Genomic DNA, 1,864 nt, shown 5'->3' with positions numbered 1-1,864 from the left:
ACCTCCGCCTGCCGACCGCTTGGCAACGGCCATAAGGTCAACCGCTTCGCGTCCGTCCGTCGGGTTGTCGCTGGTACACGCCTGTAACGCCATCGAAGCCAACGCCGTCACGCGCGCATCGGTGCTCTCGGCCAGGTCTGCCGGACTGTCGGGGTCACCTCAACTGTGCCAACTGCTCGCGCTATGCCTACCGCTGGCGCGCCCACGCCACCACGATCGCGACAGGTCCACGCCGATTGGCCGCGCAGCCCACGTTGTTCGACGGGCTGGACCTCACATCCCTACAGCAGTCTGAGCGAGATGCGGGCTCGGACAACGAAACCCGCGCCGTCTCCGCCCCGTCGTCGCCGGTGGTGGTGGCGTGATGCTGACCGTTGCGGACTATTTCTGCGGGGCCGGTGGCAGCTCGACCGGCATGGAACAGGTCCCCGGCGTCCGGGTCGTAATGGCGTCGAACCATTGGCAGCTCGCGGTGGACACGCATCACGCGAACTTCCCGCACGCCGACCACGATCGCGAGGACATCACCCGCATCGACCCGCGTCGGCACCCCCGCACGGACATCTGCTGGTTCTCCCCGGAGTGCACCAACTGGTCGGCGGCCAGGGGCGTCAAGTGCGACTACGACGGCAAGCCCGTGCAGCTCGATCTCTTCGGCCAGGACGAGGATCCGGAACCGCTGCCCGACGAAGCCGCGCAACGCTCCCGGATGCTGATGCAGGATGTGCCCCGGTTCACCGAGGTGCACCGCTACCGCGCGGTGATCGTGGAGAACGTCACCGACATCCTCAAATGGGTCCACCTCGACGCCTGGCTGACCCGGATGCGCCGGCTCGGCTACGCCCACCGCACCGTCGTGCTCAACTCGGCGTTTGCCACCATCCTCGGCCCTGGCGCCCCCCAGCTGCGCGACCGGGTGTACTTCGTGTTCTGGCGCGACCACTACCCGACCCCGGACTTTCCGAAGTGGACCCGCCCGCTGGCGTGGTGCCCGGCCTGCGACCGGGACGTGCACGCTGTGTACCTGGCGAAGCCGGGTCTGCGGCGGGCGATGCGCTACGGCACCCAATACATCTACCGCTGCCCGCAGACCTCGTGCCGGGCCGCGGTGGTGCACCCGTACTGCCTGTCGGCCGCCGCCGCGATCGACTGGACCCTGCCCGCGGGGCGGATCGGGGACCGGTCGAAACCGTTGCGGCCCAAGACGTTGGCCCGCATCGAGCACGGACTTCGCCGCCACGGCTCCGCCATGCTGGTGCCGTCCGGCGGCACCTGGAACAGCACCGCCCGGCCGACCACCACGCCGATGCGCGCCCGCACCACCCGCGAAACCGAAGCGCTGCTCGTCCCGGTCGAGGCCCGCACCGGCAAACAGGCCCGCACCACCGCCGACCCGATGCGGGCGCAGACCGCCCGCGCCCAGGACGCCCTCGTGGTGCCGCTGCGCAACACGGCGTCGCCCGGCCCGCCCCGCACCCACCCGCTGGTCACCTTCGCCGCCGGCGGCACCCACCAGGGCCTGATCATGCGGAACAACACCGGCGGCGCGGAGATGTCCACCCCGCTCGAGGAACCGCTCCGCGCGCTCACCACCGCCGGGCACCAGTCACTGGTCCGCTGGGACCACCTGACCTACGCCTACGACACCGGCACCATGCGACCGGTCGCCGCGCCGCTGCCCACCCAGACCGCGGTACCCGGCGACGCCCTCATCCGCCCCACCGTCGACGTGGCGGACTGCACGTTCCGGATGCTCGGCGTCGACGAGATCCGCGCCGGGATGGCCTTCACCGACGGCTAGACCCTGTTCGGCTCCAAACGCGCGCCCGGGTGCGGATGCTCGGCAACGCCGTCACCCCACCCG

Annotated in this window: 1 protein-coding gene; it reads left to right on the top strand. The window is 70.8% G+C overall.

The annotated features are described in order from the left end of the window. The first annotated feature begins 364 nt into the window (after positions 1 to 364). Positions 365 to 1,801 (top strand): DNA cytosine methyltransferase, encoded by a 1,437-nt coding sequence (locus tag VGR06_RS26635; RefSeq protein ID WP_327561875.1) that lies wholly within the window; start codon positions 365 to 367, stop codon positions 1,799 to 1,801. Positions 1,802 to 1,864 lie beyond the last annotated feature (63 nt).

This window comes from Actinophytocola sp., from assembly GCF_036002505.1.
GTDB lineage: Bacteria > Actinomycetota > Actinomycetes > Mycobacteriales > Pseudonocardiaceae > DASYTH01.
The sequence above is the reverse complement of the archived record's forward strand: the minus strand, read 5'-3'. Positions and strand labels throughout refer to the sequence as shown.